The organism is Acetobacter nitrogenifigens DSM 23921 = NBRC 105050, assembly GCF_000429165.1.
GTDB classification, from domain to species: domain Bacteria; phylum Pseudomonadota; class Alphaproteobacteria; order Acetobacterales; family Acetobacteraceae; genus Acetobacter; species Acetobacter nitrogenifigens.
Genome location: NZ_AUBI01000010.1, coordinates 90,516 through 103,876 on the forward strand (window position 1 = coordinate 90,516; position 13,361 = coordinate 103,876).

Annotated in this window: 11 protein-coding genes; 3 read left to right on the top strand and 8 right to left on the bottom strand. The window is 63.4% G+C overall.

Annotated features, from left to right (window positions below):
- Positions 1-323: 323 nt before the first annotated feature.
- Together G442_RS0112300 and rnd are read right to left on the bottom strand one after the other, a co-directional pair.
- Entirely contained in the window at positions 324-1,100 is a 777-nt protein-coding gene (locus G442_RS0112300) for a GcrA family cell cycle regulator (RefSeq protein ID WP_026398237.1), read from the bottom strand.
- 179 nt (positions 1,101-1,279) lie between these two features.
- Positions 1,280-2,482 (bottom strand): ribonuclease D, encoded by a 1,203-nt coding sequence (gene rnd, locus G442_RS0112305; RefSeq protein ID WP_026398238.1) that lies wholly within the window; start codon positions 2,480-2,482, stop codon positions 1,280-1,282.
- Positions 2,483-2,643: 161 nt separating this feature from the next.
- Here rnd and queF point away from each other — a divergent pair, with 161 nt between their 5' ends.
- The 3 genes from queF (at position 2,644) to G442_RS0112320 (ending at position 6,602) form a co-directional block, all read left to right on the top strand.
- Positions 2,644-3,114: a preQ(1) synthase gene (queF, locus tag G442_RS0112310; protein WP_026398239.1), complete on the top strand. Its 471-nt coding sequence runs from the start codon at positions 2,644-2,646 to the stop codon at positions 3,112-3,114.
- A 645-nt stretch (positions 3,115-3,759) separates the two neighbouring features.
- Positions 3,760-5,781 carry an FAD-dependent oxidoreductase gene (locus tag G442_RS0112315; RefSeq protein ID WP_026398240.1) on the top strand — a complete coding sequence of 674 codons (2,022 nt, stop codon included), beginning with the start codon at positions 3,760-3,762 and terminating at the stop codon, positions 5,779-5,781.
- 293 nt (positions 5,782-6,074) lie between these two features.
- Positions 6,075-6,602, top strand: a complete 528-nt coding sequence (locus G442_RS0112320) for a PadR family transcriptional regulator (RefSeq protein WP_026398241.1) — start codon at positions 6,075-6,077, stop codon at positions 6,600-6,602.
- Between the two features lie 38 nt (positions 6,603-6,640).
- Here the strand turns inward: G442_RS0112320 and atpC are convergent, their stop codons facing one another.
- The 6 genes from atpC to G442_RS0112350 all read right to left on the bottom strand — a co-directional run bounded on the left by atpC (position 6,641) and on the right by G442_RS0112350 (position 13,275).
- On the bottom strand, positions 6,641-7,051 hold the full coding sequence (atpC, locus tag G442_RS0112325) for an ATP synthase F1 subunit epsilon (RefSeq protein WP_026398242.1): 411 nt from the start codon (positions 7,049-7,051) through the stop codon (positions 6,641-6,643).
- A gap of 25 nt (positions 7,052-7,076) precedes the next feature.
- Positions 7,077-8,549, bottom strand: coding sequence for a F0F1 ATP synthase subunit beta (gene atpD / locus G442_RS0112330; RefSeq protein WP_026398243.1), 1,473 nt, complete (start codon positions 8,547-8,549; stop codon positions 7,077-7,079).
- A gap of 51 nt (positions 8,550-8,600) precedes the next feature.
- Complete coding sequence (locus G442_RS0112335; protein WP_026398244.1) at positions 8,601-9,485, bottom strand: F0F1 ATP synthase subunit gamma; 885 nt, start codon at positions 9,483-9,485, stop codon at positions 8,601-8,603.
- Positions 9,486-9,500: 15 nt separating this feature from the next.
- A complete protein-coding gene (atpA, locus tag G442_RS0112340; RefSeq protein WP_026398245.1) occupies positions 9,501-11,036 on the bottom strand; it encodes a F0F1 ATP synthase subunit alpha in 1,536 nt (511 codons plus the stop codon).
- Positions 11,036-11,629, bottom strand: a complete 594-nt coding sequence (locus tag G442_RS0112345) for a F0F1 ATP synthase subunit delta (RefSeq protein ID WP_026398246.1) — start codon at positions 11,627-11,629, stop codon at positions 11,036-11,038. Before G442_RS0112345 ends, atpA begins: the two co-directional genes overlap by 1 nt.
- Positions 11,630-11,874: 245 nt before the next feature.
- Positions 11,875-13,275, bottom strand: a complete 1,401-nt coding sequence (locus G442_RS0112350; protein ID WP_307724323.1) for an MFS transporter — start codon at positions 13,273-13,275, stop codon at positions 11,875-11,877.
- Positions 13,276-13,361: the final 86 nt, after the last annotated feature.

Sequence of the window (13,361 nt, forward strand, 5' to 3'; positions counted from 1 at the left end):
TCTGATCTTCGCTCTCGAGGAATCACCTCGGAGCCGGCAACTACAGCAGCGCAAAAGCTGGCCCTTACAGATAAGGCTACGCCGATCAGGCGACCCTCGTTTTCGAAGGGAAATCGGACGCATCCGCCCTGACTATCGCCGCTGGCGGCTCCGACGCGAGCCTGCCGCGCGACAAATTACGATGTTGAATCAGTCTGTTTTGTAAGGAGACGAGGACACCGGCCGCAGGCGTCAAGACGCCAGCCAGACCGATTCCAGACGCGCACGGCGCGAAAGCTGACAAGTCCGGCCATAAAAAACGGCCGAACTTGCGAACGCCCTTATCAGGCCACGTTATCGCGACGGTCACGCAACTTTACGTACGCCAAAGACGCGTGCTCCGCACAGTAGGGCTTTCCAGCCAACGGCGCCGCGCCGCAGAAACGAAAACCCGGCGTTCCCGGATCGCCAAGCGGCCAGCAGCAGCTTGGCCCACGCTTGCGAGACTCAGCAGGCGGGCTGACTACATTGCGGAAGGCGGCGCGCGGCGCGGCCGCTTTGACTGGAGTCGGCGCAGGCGTGGCGACCTGTTCGCGAGAAACCGGGTTCGCAGTCGCCGGGCTCGACGCCACAGGCCGCGCCTCTGCAGTTTTGACCGGCGCAGCTGCGGCGGAACGGGAAGACTCCGCCAAGGTCTCGGCGACGACGGCCGAAACTTCCGTCGCCTCGACCACAGCGACAGCTTCCGCGACCTCAGCGGCAGGCGACGCCTCTCGGATCGGCGCTTCAGCAACCGGTGGCGCAGGCGCGTTCTCCACGGGGACAGCCGCCTGAGCAGGCGCTGTCGTCACGACGCTCACCGGGGGCTCCGCCACAACTTCCGCAGTTGCAACTGTGCGCTCCGCAGGCGCCGAAGACTTTTCAACGTCCACCGCCTTGGCGCTGGCGCTCTTGCCGCCCGGCCGACGGATTGGCGACGGCCGCGCAGGCAGACCTAACCTGTGCGCCTTGCCGACCACAGCATTTTTCGTGATGCCGATCTGGCGTCCGATTTCGGCCGTGGAGAGACCCTGCTCCCACAGTTCTTTCAGACGAGCGATCGTCTCTTCCGTCCAGTCCATGACATCGGCCTCCCTTTGACGGAACGGTCCTCGCCACTCCGAGTTTGGCGGAAAATAGGATTATATTGTGGTCGGCTCAAGGAAGGCGCCACAAAATCTTGGGGACAAAGGGCTGGATAACCCTATGGATAACCGGTGGATCACTCTGTATGAACGAATCGCGCCGGAAACGTCCCCGCTTACGTCGGGGCGTCGCCCTTGCGGATCAGTTCCACCCGATCGCCCTTGACGCCCAGCGACAGCCTGCCCTCGCACAACGCCAGCGCTTCCTCACCGAACACATCGCGGCGCCACCCTGTCATGATGGGGCCTGCCTGGTCCTGTTCAAGAGCGAACGCGTCCAATTCATCGGACGTCGCCACCAATTTCTGCGCAACGTCGTGCTTTTCGCACTGATGGGCCAGCAGCACTTTCAGCAACGCAACAAGAGCCGGAGATGCCCGCGGGCCGTCGACGCCCTTGCCCCGCGCAGGCCTCGGCAACTCCGCGTCCGGAAGCTCCAGCGCGATTTCGACGGCCTCCAGCAACCCGGCGCCGCTCTTCCCCTCGGCAAAACCGCGCGTCACGCCGCGTACGCGGGCCAAAGCCTCGACGGTCCGAGGCGCCGTAGCCGCGATCTCCAGCAGGCTCTCGTCCTTGAGCATCCGCTGGCGCGGGATGTTGGCGTTCTGGGCCTCGATCTCGCGCCAGGCAGCGATCGCGCGCAATACGCCCAGCATCCGACGATTGCCCGTGCGCGCCTTCAGCCGCTCCCACTGCCTTTCCGGGTCGACCCGCAGACGCTCCGGGTCGGAGAGCGCCGCCTGCTCGGATGCGACCCACGCCCCACGCTCCTCTCGGGCGAGGATGCGCAGCAGATGCTCATACACATCGCGCAGATGCGTCACATCCGCCGCCGCGTATGTCAGTTGCGCCTGCGACAAGGGTCTTGCCGACCAGTCGGTGAAGCGATGGCTCTTGTCGATGACTGCGCCGGTAAGCGCCCCCACCAGATTGTCATAGCCGACCTGTTCACCGTAACCCGCCACCATCGCCGCGACCTGCGTGTCGAACATTGGCGTGGGCAGGCGGTCGAAGAGGTGGAGAAAAATCTCCAGATCCTGGCGCGCCGCGTGCAACACCTTCACGACCGACGTATCGTCGAACAGCTCGGCCAGCGGCGTAAGGTCCAGACCGGGCGCCAGCGCATCCACCAGAGCGACCTCGGAGGCGCCAGCAAGCTGCACAAGGCACAGCTCCGGCCAGTAGGTGCGTTCCCGCATGAACTCCGTGTCGACCGTGACGAACGGCTCGTTACGAAGACGGGAGACAGTCTCGGCGAGATCATCGGTCCGCACGATAAGGCGCGGTTCCGGAAAGCTGTGTCGGGCGGGTTTGGCCATGAGCCATTTCTTACACAGGAGCCCGCTGGAACGAAAGCTGCCACGGTAGCCATAACGGATACGCTTGACGCAGGCGGCTGCGCTCTGACACACCCGGCGCGCTTGTGCGCCCACAGGATCGGCGCGTCCCATTCTCCCGAATTTTCTATCGGAGCCACCCGATGACAGAACACGACAACGGCGCTGCGGCTCTCACGCAGCTCGGTCAGGCGACCGCCATTCCTGCATCGCCCGAAGCCGCCCATCTTGAACGCGTGCCGGCTCCGCATCAGGATCGCCAGTACGTAGTGCGCTTCACCGCACCGGAATTCACCTCGCTTTGCCCGGTGACAGGTCAGCCGGACTTCGCCCATATCGTGATCGATTATATCCCGCGCGAGTGGATCGTCGAAAGCAAGTCGCTGAAGCTCTACCTCACGTCCTTCCGCAACCACGGCGCCTTTCATGAGGATTGCTCAGTCACGATCGCTCAGAAGCTGGTGGAGACACTCGACCCGATATGGCTGCGCATCGGCGCCTACTGGTATCCCCGCGGAGGAATGCCGATCGACGTATTCTGGCAGACCGGCGAGGCTCCGGCCGGAGTGTGGGTTCCCGCGCAGGACGTGCCGGGATATCGTGGGCGCGGCTGAGCCACTAACCGCCTCGCCATCGACATCAGGGGGAGCCGCCGGAAAAACGCACAGACGCGCCGTCCTCCGGTGGTTTTCGACGCTCTCCACCAGTCAGCGTCCCCGTTCTCCCCCTTCCGCTTCAAAAGAGGGGCCGATGCAGCCGGTCACGACAGGCTAGGCCGCGCGTTCGTTGCCCTGTCGCATCCATCCTGTTTTGTCAGCACCGCTAGAAGCTACGCCACAGAGCGTCTGAGCTGATCTCCGACGAGAGGCCTGAGACAGCGCTCCAACACATTAATTTATATCTATAAAACCTGCTGCCGTGGCGATTACATGCAGCATCGAGCGTGAACAAAACCAGACTCACTGTGTGAGAGCACGCTACGCACTTCTGCTGAAACCCAGCTGACGGAACAGGAAACGCCTCGGTCTGGAAGCTGACCTTAAAAAGTCAGGCGAGCTGTCGGCGACATCAGTCAGCCCTCCTCCCCCCGACCATATGGCGGCGGCGAGAATTTCCATCCTCTGGCTTCCTGAACGCTCCTTCTCGGATCGCCACAAGGTCCGTTTCCTTGCCCCTGTTGACCACGATATCAAACGCCATTGCTATCATTTATTAACCGGATTATTGATATGCAACTTGTTGCATAAAGGACCAGCGCCATGCAGCGCTACCCGTCGCTCCTCTCGCCGCTAGACCTCGGTTTCACCACGCTGAAAAACCGCGTCATCATGGGATCGATGCATCTGGGGCTGGAGGAAGCGCCCGACGGCTTCGAACGTCTGGCCGCGTTCTACGCCGAGCGCGCGGCGGGGGGCGTCGCGCTCATCGTCACCGGCGGCGTCGCCCCAAATGACGCAGGCCGCACCATGAAGCACGCCGCGCGCCTTACGACCGAGGCCGAGGCGGCGCCACACCGCCAGGTCACAGACGCGGTTCATCGCAACGGCGGCAAGATCGCGATGCAGATCCTGCATTGCGGCCGATACTCCTATCAGCCGACCCTTGTCGCCCCGAGCGCGCTTCAGGCGCCGATCAACCCCTTCACGCCACAAGCCCTTTCCATCGAGGACATCGAGCGGACGATCGAAGACTTCGTTCAGTGCGCGGCGTTAGCGCAGTCCGCCGGCTACGACGGCGTCGAGATCATGGGGTCAGAGGGTTACCTCATCAATGAATTCATCGCCGCACGCACCAACGCGCGCGAGGACGAATGGGGCGGTTCCTACGAAAATCGCATCCGCTTCCCGGTCGAGATTGTCCGCCGCACACGCGAGCGGGTCGGCCCCAATTTCATTCTGATCTACCGGCTGTCGATGCTGGATCTGGTCCCCGGCGGTTCGAGCATCGACGAGGTCATTCAACTCGGCAAAGCCATAGAGGACGCTGGCGCCACCATCATCAACACCGGTATCGGCTGGCACGAGGCCCGGGTGCCCACTATCGCGACCAGCGTCCCGCGCGCCGCCTTCGCCTGGGTGACGCAGCGCCTGAAGGGGCACGTCTCCGTGCCGCTGGTCGCAACCAACCGCATCAACGCGCCCGACGTGGCGGAAGCCCTGCTTTCAGACGGCTTCTGCGATCTCGTCTCCATGGCCAGACCGCTGCTCGCCGATCCGGCCTTCGTTCTCAAAGCCAGCGAGGCGCGCGCCGATGAAATCAACACCTGCATCGCCTGTAATCAGGCGTGCCTTGACCACGCGTTCGCCGGGAAAATCGCGTCGTGCCTCGTGAACCCGCGAGCCTGCCACGAAACCGACCTGAACCCTCAGCCCAGCCTTAACCCTCGCCGCATCGCCGTAGTCGGCGCCGGACCCGCCGGGCTGAGCTGCGCCGTCACCGCTGCAGCGCGTGGCCATGACGTGACACTGTTCGAAGCGGGATCCGAAATCGGCGGTCAGTTCAACATCGCGCGCCGCATTCCCGGAAAAGAAGAATTCGCCAATACGCTCCGCTATTTCAGCCGTCAGATCGACCTGACAGGCGTAAAGCTGGCGCTGAACACGCAGGTCGATGCAAAGCAACTGCTCGCGGGGTCGTTCGACGAAATCGTCCTGGCCACCGGCGTCCGGCCGCGCATGCCGGAGATAGAAGGCGTCCACCTGCCGAAAAGCCTCAGCTATGTCGACGTCGTGCTGCACGGCGCGCCCGTCGGTCAGGCCGTCGCAATTATTGGCGCGGGCGGCATCGGCTTCGACGTCGCCGAATTTCTCTCCCAACCCGACCCCGACGCCGCTACAGAACCTGCCCAGTTCTTCGCCGAGTGGGGGGTCGACACCGATTACCGCGAACCCGGCGGCCTGCGCGTTCCGTCAGTCGAAGCCTCCCCTCGCCACATCGCGTTGTTGCAGCGCAAAGAGGGGAAGACCGGTGAAACGCTCGGGCGCACCACCGGCTGGATTCACCGGGCCGCACTCAAGGCGAAAGGCGTCGTCTCGGTGTCGGGCGTCACATACCGGCGTATCGACGAAGAGGGGCTGCACGTCAGCGTCGGTGGAGAGGACAAGCTGATCCCGGCGGAGACTGTGGTGATCTGCGCCGGGCAGGAATCCCGGCGAGAGCTGGAAGCCCCTCTGCGGCAGGCAGGGGCGTCTGTTCACCTGATTGGCGGCGCGGACGTGGCTGCCGAGCTGGACGCCAAACGGGCGATAGATCAGGGGGTGAGGCTGGGCGTCGCCCTGTGAACTGAACTGTCGCGTGAAGCCTCTCCGCCTTGTCTGAACGGAGCAGGGCCCCAGACAAGGGGCACGATCACCAGACCGTGTCATGGGGGATCAGACGCCGGAACGAGTTTGAGTCGTAGTTTCCGCAAACCGGCCGCCGTCGAATGTGGCGGTGGGACTACTTCACGTAAGCCTGACGGATGTCTTCGTAGAAATCCGACTCGGCGCCGCTGCCCTGTTTTACTGTTCCAGCAAATACTTTTCCCATTCGAACGCATTCATTTGAACTAACCTGGCTTCAGGACCACTCGAGCATGTCGCTAGCCCACGCCTTGCTGACCGCGCTGGTGGAGCGTCCCTGCTGCGGCGCAGAACTGACAGACCGCTTCAACCGCTCCATCGGGTATTTCTGGCCTGCAACGCACCAGCAGATTTACCGGGAACTCGCCACCATGAAGGCGTCAGGTTGGATCGAACCTCTACCGATCGAAACCGGACGCGGACGCAAGCGCGCCTATAAAGCCTCGCCCGCAGGCCTGTCGGAGCTGAAGCGATGGGTCGGAGAACTCCAGGCGCCGCGACCCGTCCGGGACGAATTGATGGTGCGTCTGCGCGCCGCCGCAATTCTCGGCCCGACGGCTTTAACGACGGGCGTCGAGGCGCGACTGGCTGCGCATCGCGCAACACTCGCCCATTATCTGGCGCTTGAAGAAAAGGATTTTTCTGATCCGGATACGACGCGCAAACAGAGACTGCGTCATCTCATCCTGCGGGCGGGCATTGAATCGGAAGCGCACTGGATCGATTTCTGCGAGCGCGCTCTCGCCCTGCTGGATGAATAAAACCCGGAAGATCCAAGCGGTCTTCCGGGTCTCTGGTCTTATTCGGGGGGAAGACCGGCTTCGATTTCGGCGCGAACCGACTGGATTTTCGCCATCAGGCCATCGAGGCGTGTGATGTCGGATTTGTCAGCCGCGTCCCACGCTTCCGTCAGTTCTTCAAGGCGAGCCGTTGCGGAGTCGATGGAGATTTCCGTCACAGGCACGGCCTGGTCAGCCAGGATCGTGCAACGGGTCGCCGTCATATCGGCGAAGCCGCCCGCGACGAAATAGCGATCCGTAACCGTCTCGCCTTCGTAGAGGGAAACCGTACCGCCGCGCAGCAGAAGCATCATCGGCGCATGCTCGGGCATGGCGGCGATATCGCCTTCCTCACCCGGCATCACGGCCATGTCGACGTCACGGGACACCAGAACCTTTTCGGGGCTGATGATTTCGACCTTGATCGGCATCTGAACTGTCCCTTCCGGTCTCGGCTTACGCCGATTCCTTCATCTTCTCGGCTTTCGCCACCGCTTCTTCGATCGAACCGACCATGTAGAACGCACCTTCCGGCAGATCGTCATACTCGCCGGCGACGATCGCCTTGAAGGAACGCACGGTGTCTTCCAGCGCGACCAGCTTGCCCGGCGCTCCGGTGAACACCTCGGCGACGTGGAACGGCTGCGACAGGAAGCGCTGGATGCGACGAGCGCGCGCAACGATCAGTTTGTCGTCCTCGGACAGTTCGTCCATGCCGAGGATGGCGATGATGTCCTGCAGGGACTTGTAGGTCTGCAGGATACGCTGCACGTCGCGCGCCACCTTGTAGTGCTCTTCGCCGACGATCTTCGGATCGAGCGAACGCGAAGTGGAGTCGAGCGGATCGACTGCCGGATAGATGCCCATTTCAGCGATCGAACGGTTAAGAACCGTCGTAGCGTCAAGATGGGCGAAGGTCGCAGCAGGAGCCGGGTCGGTAAGATCATCGGCAGGGACATAGACGGCCTGCACCGAGGTGATGGAGCCCTTCTTCGTCGAGGTGATGCGCTCCTGAAGCGCGCCCATTTCGGTCGCCAGCGTCGGCTGATAGCCCACGGCGGAAGGGATGCGGCCCAGCAGCGCCGACACTTCCGAGCCAGCCTGCGTAAAGCGGAAGATGTTGTCGACGAAGAACAGGACGTCCTGACCTTCCTCGTCACGGAAGTATTCAGCCTGCGTCAGGCCGGACAGCGCGACGCGCGCGCGGGCGCCCGGCGGCTCGTTCATCTGGCCGTAGACCAGCGCCACCTTGGAGCCCTCGGTGGAGCCGTCCTCGTTCACCTTGATCACGCCGGCGTCCTGCATTTCGAAATACAGGTCGTTGCCTTCACGCGTACGTTCACCGACGCCCGCGAACACCGACACGCCGCCATGAGCCTTGGCGATGTTGTTGATCAGTTCCTGGATGATGACCGTCTTGCCGACGCCCGCGCCACCAAAGAGGCCGATCTTGCCGCCCTTCAGGTAGGGGCACAGCAGATCGACGACCTTGATGCCGGTGACGAGAATTTCCGACGCCGACGCCTGCTCTTCGAAAGACGGAGCCTGACGATGGATCGGAGCGCGGCGCGTGGCGCGGATCGGACCTTTCTCGTCGATCGCCTCGCCGATCACGTTCATGATGCGGCCGAGCACTTCCGGCCCTACAGGCACGGAAATCTGCGCGCCCGTGTCGATCACTTCCTGACCGCGGACGAGACCGTCCGTCGTGTCCATGGCGATGCAGCGGACTTCGTGTTCGCCGATTTCCTGCGCGATTTCGAGGACGAGCGTGTTCTCGCCGTTCTTCACATGCAGCGCGCCGAGGATCTTCGGCAGGGCGCCGTCGAACTGCACGTCAACGACCGCGCCGCGGATCTGCGTGATACGGCCCACGTTGTTCGAAGCCCCGGAAGCTGAGGCCTGGGTCTGATTAATGGTGTCCGACATGAGGTCAGCTCCTGGGGGAAGTTTCGTCTACGCGGTTGGAAGAGAAGTCTGTCAGACCGCCTGGGCGCCCGACATGATCTCGATAAGCTCGTTGGTGATGTTCGCCTGACGCGTCCGATTGTAGGTCTGCGACAGACGGTCGATCGCCTTGCCCGCGTTGCGGGTCGCATTGTCCATGGCCGTCATGCGCGCACCCTGCTCGCCTGCAGCGGATTCCAGCATCGCGGCGTAAAGCTGCACCTGCAGGTTCCGGGGCAGAAGACGTTCAAGCAGCGTCTGTTCGTCAGGCTCGAATTCATACTGCGCTGCGTTTGCGTCGGGCTCAGCGGCGGCGGCGTCATCAAGACCCAACGGAATCAGTTGCAGCGGCGTCGGAACCTGCGACATCACGTTGCGGAACTGATTGTAGATCACGGTGCAGACATCGAACTCGCCAGCGTCAAGCAGCGACACGATCTTGTCGCCAAGGTCGCTGGCGGCGGAAAACGGAAGCTCTTTGCCGCCAACGCCGATCACGCGATCAACGATCAGATCGGAGAACTCGCGGGCGAGATAATCCGCGCCCTTGCGTCCCACCGGCAGAAGCTTGACGATTTTACCCTCAGCCTGAAGCTTGCGGACCGTCTGACGCGTGCGGCGGTTGATGTTCGAGTTGAACCCGCCAGCAAGACCACGATCACTGGTGATCGGGACCAGAAGATGCACGCGATCTCCGCCCGTGCCTGCCAGAAGCTTCGGCGCGCCGTCTTGCCCCGCCATGGCGGCGGCGAGTTCGCCCAACATCCGACGCATCGCGACGGCGTAAGGACCCGCGGCCTCAGCCTTCTGCTGCGCGCGCCGCAGCTTGGCTGCGGCGACCATCTTCATCGCGCTCGTGATCTTTTTCGTCGATTTGACGCTGCCGATCCGAGCGCGGAGTTCCTTCAGGGAAGCCATGGGAGATGCCCCTGATCAGCCGACGAAGCGCTTGTTGAAGTCGGTCAGAAGCTCGGCCAGCTTCGCTTCGCTGTCCTTGCTGATCTGCTTGTCCGCCCGCAGCGTGTCGATGACGTCCTTCGCCGGGCCACGCAGCTCGCCGAGAAGCTTCGCTTCCCATGCGACGACCTTGTCGACCGCGATTCCATCAAGAAGACCGCGCGTGCCGGCGAACAGCAGAACAACCTGCTCTTCAACGGACAGCGGGGACGATTCCGGCTGCTTCAGCAGTTCGACCAGACGGGCGCCACGCGCGAGCTGCTTCTGCGTCGCAGGGTCCAGATCGGAAGCGAACTGTGCGAACGCCGCCATTTCGCGATACTGGGCGAGATCGAGCTTAATCTTGCCCGCGACCTGCTTCATCGACTTGATCTGCGCGGCGGAGCCGACGCGCGAAACCGAGCCGCCGACGTTCACCGCCGGGCGAATGCCGCGATAGAACAGATCGGTCTCGAGGAAGATCTGACCGTCAGTGATCGAAATCACGTTGGTCGGGATGTACGCCGCAACGTCGCCCGCCTGCGTCTCGATGACCGGCAGCGCCGTGAGCGACCCGGCGCCATTGGCGTCGGACATCTTCGCTGCGCGCTCCAGCAGGCGGGAGTGCAGGTAGAACACGTCGCCCGGATAAGCTTCGCGAGCTGGCGGACGGCGCAGCAGCAGCGACATCTGGCGGTAAGCGACAGCCTGCTTGGACAGATCGTCGTAGCAGATCAGGGCGTGCATGCCGTTGTCGCGGAAGAACTCACCCATCGCGCAGGCGGCGTAGGGAGCCAGATACTGCATCGGCGCCGGGTCGGACGCCGTGGCGGCGACGACGATCGAATACGCCATCGCGCCGCGCTCTTCGAGCGTGCGGACGAGCTGCGCCACGGTGGAGCGCTTCTGACCGATCGCGACGTAGATGCAGTAGAGCGACTTCTTGTCGTCGCCCAGCGCATTGACTTCTTTCTGCGCGAGGATGGTGTCGAGCAGGATGGCGGTCTTGCCGGTCTGACGATCGCCGATGATCAGCTCACGCTGACCGCGCCCGATCGGAACCAGCGCGTCAATCGCCTTGATGCCGGTCTGCATCGGCTCGCCAACGGACTGACGCGGCATGATGCCAGGGGCCTTCACCTCGGCGGGCGTCAGCGTAACGTCAGTGATCGGCCCCTTGCCGTCGATGGGGTTGCCGAGCGCATCGACAACGCGACCCAGCAGACCACGACCGACCGGGACCTCGACCACCGCGCCGGAGCGCGTGACCGTGTCGCCTTCGCGAATTTCCGAATCGCCACCGAAAATAACGATGCCGACGTTGTCGTTCTCGAGGTTCAGGGCCATGCCTTTCTGCCCCGCGCCGGGGAAGTCGACCAGTTCGCCGGCCATGACGTTCTGCAGGCCATAGACGCGAGCGATGCCGTCGCCGACGGACAGAACCGTGCCGGTCTCAGCCGTCTCGGACGCCGTGTCGAAGGACGCGATCTGCTGCTTGAGGATATCCGAAATCTCGGCGGGACGGATTTCCATCACGCGGCTCCCTTCATGGCGTAGTGCAGGCGGACAAGGCGGGATTGCAGGCTATTGTCATAGAGGCGCGGACCGACCTGGACCACCAGACCACCGAGGATGGTGGGGTCGACCCGTTCCTGAAGCGCGATGCGCGTGTAACCGGCTTCGGCGAGCTTGCCCTGAAGCTGGGTGCGCTGCGCGGTGGTGAGCGGCTGGGCGCTGACGACCTCCGCGGCAATCTCGCCGCGACGCGCGGCAGCGAGCGCAACAAAAGCCGCCAGAATTTCACGCAGCCGCGAAAGACGGCGATTGTCGGCCACGACGCCGAGGAAATTATAAAGTGTCTCGCTGAAACCCTGGGCGGAAAGGACGGCCAGAACAGCTTTGCGGGAGTCCCGAATATCCAGACGGGCGTCGCCCAGCACGCGCTGCAGATCTGAGCTTTCGTCGATCAGACGAATCAGGGCGTCGACCTGAGGCAGAACCTCGTCGAGCTTCCAGCGATCTGCGGCGATTTCATACAGCGCGGTCGCATAGCGTCCTGCGAGACCGCCGCCTGTCCCAGTCGGGGCGCGCACGGCGGATCGGGCGGTCGTTACGGCGGTGGCCACTCTTCAGGCTCTTTCCTTCTGCGTTGCCAAGGCGCGTTCGCAGGCGAGATCGTTTCGGTCCACTGTCGCGGGACCAGAAGCGCACGCCAGGCCGCTTTCATTGTTGGCGCGGCCTCTAGCATGGAGATTCAGGCCGCGCAACAGAAGGCGTCGGCAGTTTCGGACCTTAATGACAATTTATCCATACAGCGCACGGGGAGAAAATCCTCACCATCGAGCGCTTCGGGGCCGGCGAAGCGGCGGCGTCAGCCCGGCCGGTCGTGCGCGTCGAACGCGCTGGCCACCCGAAGCGCCGAGTCGCGCGCGCGTTTTCCGGTCGCAATGAACCCGCAGACGCCGATAGCGATTCCAAGCCCGACAGACAGCCACCAGACCGGATGCGTCGCAGCAAGGAAGGCCGCCGCAGGGTCCGCTCCTGAGTCGACGTGGGCGCCGCTGCGCACGGTTCCAGCGATGGCGACCCCCAGAGCGGCGCCGATCTGGCGACTGGTCGACGCAACCGCAGCCGCCACTCCGGCTCGCGATCGCGGCATTCCGGACACGGCTGCGTTGGTGATCGGCGCGTTGCACATCCCGAAACCACACCCGGCGACCGCATACGCTATGGTCAGCAACCAGTCAGGTGTGTCAGCACTCAGTTCGGTTAGCAAAGCCGCACCGGACGTCAGCCCCAAAGACGCAAGAAGGAAGGGCGCGCGCGAACCTCTGGCTGCGATCAGACGCCCCGCCAAGGGCGCGCAGATCATCACCGAAAGCGCAAAAGGCATCAGCCTGATCCCTGCCCTCGCGGGAGAAAGCCCCCGCACGTCCTGCAGATAGATCGTGTTGAGGAACAGCAGGGCGGAAAAAACCGCAAAACACATAACGGCCGCCACAGTGGCGAGAGAGAACGGCAGCGACCGAAAAAAGCGAAAATCGAGCATTGGCCGGAGCTGTCGGGTTTCGATCACGACAAAACCGACAACCGACACGAGGAAAAATCCGCTCAACGCCAGCACCAGAGGGCTCCCCCAGCCGACGTCCGGCCCCTGTATCAACGCCGCAGACAACGCAACGACGGCGGCCGCGATCGCGGCCTGACCGAAGGGATCGAGCGGCGGGGACACAGGCGCGCGCGACTCAGGCACAAAGCGAATCGTCATCAACAGGGCGATCAGCCCGATCGGCAGATTGATCCAGAAAACGGCGCGCCAGCCGATGAATTCGCTGACGAAGCCGCCCACCATCGGTCCGAGCGCCAAAGCGGCCCCGGACGTCATCCCCCAGACGCCGATAGCGCGGGCGCGCTCCTTCGGCTCGACGAAGACATTGGCGATGATCGACAGCGCCACCGGATTCAGCATCGCCCCGCCGACGCCCTGCATGGCGCGCGCCAGAATGAGGGAGGACATGGAACCCGCGCCGCCGCACAGGGCCGAACCCGCGCCAAACATGATAATTCCAGTGAGAAACACCCGCTTGCGCCCGATTCGATCGGCCAGCGAACCAGCCGTCATCAACCCACCCGCGACGACGAGGGAATAGGCGTCGACGAACCATTGCAGTTCGGAGATGCTTGCGCTCAGGGACCGCCGCACCGAAGGCAGCACGACGTTGACGATGGTGACGTCCATCATCACGAGGGCCAGACTGAGAGAACACGCCACAAGGACGAGGTTCCTGGAAACTGCCTTGCCTGCGCCGTTCATGCTCGCCCGAATCTCTCAGCGGCCACCGTCCGCGCCTTCGACGA